At 68.4% G+C, this 2158-nt stretch carries 2 protein-coding genes; both read left to right on the top strand.

All coding sequences use genetic code 11. From position 1 onward, the window contains the following. The first annotated feature begins 70 nt into the window (after positions 1-70). A complete protein-coding gene (gene istA, locus ACX27O_RS33025; RefSeq protein WP_091404260.1) occupies positions 71-1300 on the top strand; it encodes an IS21 family transposase in 1230 nt (409 codons plus the stop codon). After that, a complete protein-coding gene (gene istB / locus ACX27O_RS33020) occupies positions 1300-2088 on the top strand; it encodes an IS21-like element helper ATPase IstB (RefSeq protein WP_091404255.1) in 789 nt (262 codons plus the stop codon). The genes istA and istB overlap by 1 nt, the downstream gene beginning before the upstream one ends. The last annotated feature ends 70 nt before the right edge of the window (positions 2089-2158 follow it).

Raw genomic sequence — 2158 nt, 5'->3', positions numbered from 1 at the left:
TGTCGGCTCCGCCTGAAAACTGACCCCGTGGTTCCGGCTGAATTTTGACCCCTTCCGGAAGCATCGGGAGGTGCTGAGCGTGGAGGACTGGGCGGAGATCCGTCGGTTGCACCGGGCGGAGCGGATGGCGATCAAGGCCATCTGCCGTCGGCTGGGGGTGTCGCGGAACACGGTGCGCAAGGCCTTGGCCAGTCATGAGCCGCCTCGTTATCAGCGGGCGGCGAAGGGTTCGGCCGTGGACGCGGTCGAGCCGCAGATCAGGGCGTTGTTGGCGGAGTTCCCGGACATGCCGACGACGGTGATCATGGAGCGGGTCGGGTGGACCCGTGGCAAGACGGTGTTCGCCGATCGGGTGCAGCAGCTGCGGCCGTTGTTCCGCCGCCCTGACCCGGTTCAGCGGACGGAGTATCTGCCGGGAGAGCTGGCGCAGTGCGACCTGTGGTTCCCGCCGGCGGACGTGCCGTTGGGCTTCGGGCAGGTCGGCCGGCCGCCGGTGCTGGTGATGGTGTCGGGGTATTCGCGGTGGCTGTCAGCGGTGATGATTCCGACCAGGCAGTCGCCGGACCTGCTGGTCGGGCACTGGATGCTGATCTCCGGCTGGGGTCGGGTGCCCAAGGCGTTGGTGTGGGACAACGAGTCTGCGGTCGGGCAGTGGCGGGCCGGGCGGCCGCAGTTGACCGAGGCGATGAACGCCTTCCGCGGCACCCTCGGCATCAAGGTGATCCAGTGCCGGCCGGCGGACCCTGAGGCGAAGGGCCTGGTGGAGCGGGCCAACGGCTATCTGGAGACGTCGTTCCTGCCCGGTCGCCGCTTCGCCTCACCTCAGGACTTCAACGCGCAGCTCACCGACTGGCTGGTGCGGGCGAACAACCGCCAGCACCGGATGCTGGGCTGCCGCCCGCTGGACCGGTGGGACGCCGACCGGGCCGCGATGCTGCCATTGCCACCGGTTGCGCCGGTGGTCGGCTGGCGGCAGACCACCCGCCTGCCCCGCGATCATTACGTGCGCTTGGACGGCAACGACTACTCGGTGCACCCAGCGGTGGTCGGCCGGCGGGTCGAGGTCACCGCCGACTGCGACCACGTGACGGTGCTCTGCGACGGCCGACCCGCGGCCCGGCACGACCGCTGCTGGGCAAGCCATCAGAGCATCACCGATCCCGCCCACCGGCAAGCCGCCGCAGACCTGCGCGTCGCTGCCCAACACACCCCGACGACCGCCGTCGACGCCCAGGTCGAACGCCGGCCGTTGAGCGACTACGACCGCCTGTTCGGCCTGGACGTCGAGGTGGCTGCGTGATGGCCGCCAAGACCAGCCGCAACGTCGCCTCGGAGATCGCGTTCCTCACCCGCGCCCTCAAGGCGCCGTCTCTGGCTGCCTCAGTCGAGAGGTTGGCGGAACGGGCCAGGACCGAGTCCTGGACGCATGAGGAGTTCCTCGCCGCCTGCCTGCAACGCGAGGTCGCCGCCCGCGAAGCCCACGGCGGGGAAGGACGCATCCGGACAGCGAGATTTCCGGCCCGCAAGAGCCTGGAGGAGTTCGACTTCGAGCACCAACGCTCTCTGAAGCGGGAGACGATCGCTCACCTGGGAACCCTCGACTTCGTGGCGTCGAAGGAGAACGTCGTCTTCTTGGGCCCGCCCGGCACCGGCAAGACGCACCTGTCCATCGGCCTCGGGATCCGGGCCTGCCAGGCCGGGCATCGGGTCGCGTTCGCCACCGCAGCCCAGTGGGTGTCCCGCCTCGCTGATGCCCACCACGCCGGTCGGCTGCAGGACGAGCTGGTCAAACTCGGCCGGATCCCGCTGCTGATCGTCGACGAGGTCGGCTACATCCCCTTCGAAGCAGAAGCCGCGAACCTGTTCTTCCAACTGGTCTCCAACCGCTACGAACGAGCCTCACTGATCGTCACCAGCAACAAGCCCTTCGGAAGGTGGGGCGAAGTGTTCGGCGACGATGTCGTCGCCGCAGCCATGATCGACCGCCTCGTCCACCACGCCGAAGTGATCTCGATGAAGGGCGACAGCTACCGGCTCAAAGACCGCGACCTCGGCCGCGTTCCCGCAGCCACCAAGACCAACGACTGAACATCAACAACCAGCGAGGGGGTCAACATTCGGCCGGAACAGAGGGGTCAAAGTTCGGCCGGCGTTGACA

Source organism: Micromonospora sp. SD19, assembly GCF_054462275.1.
The sequence above is the reverse complement of the archived record's forward strand: the minus strand, read 5'-3'. Positions and strand labels throughout refer to the sequence as shown.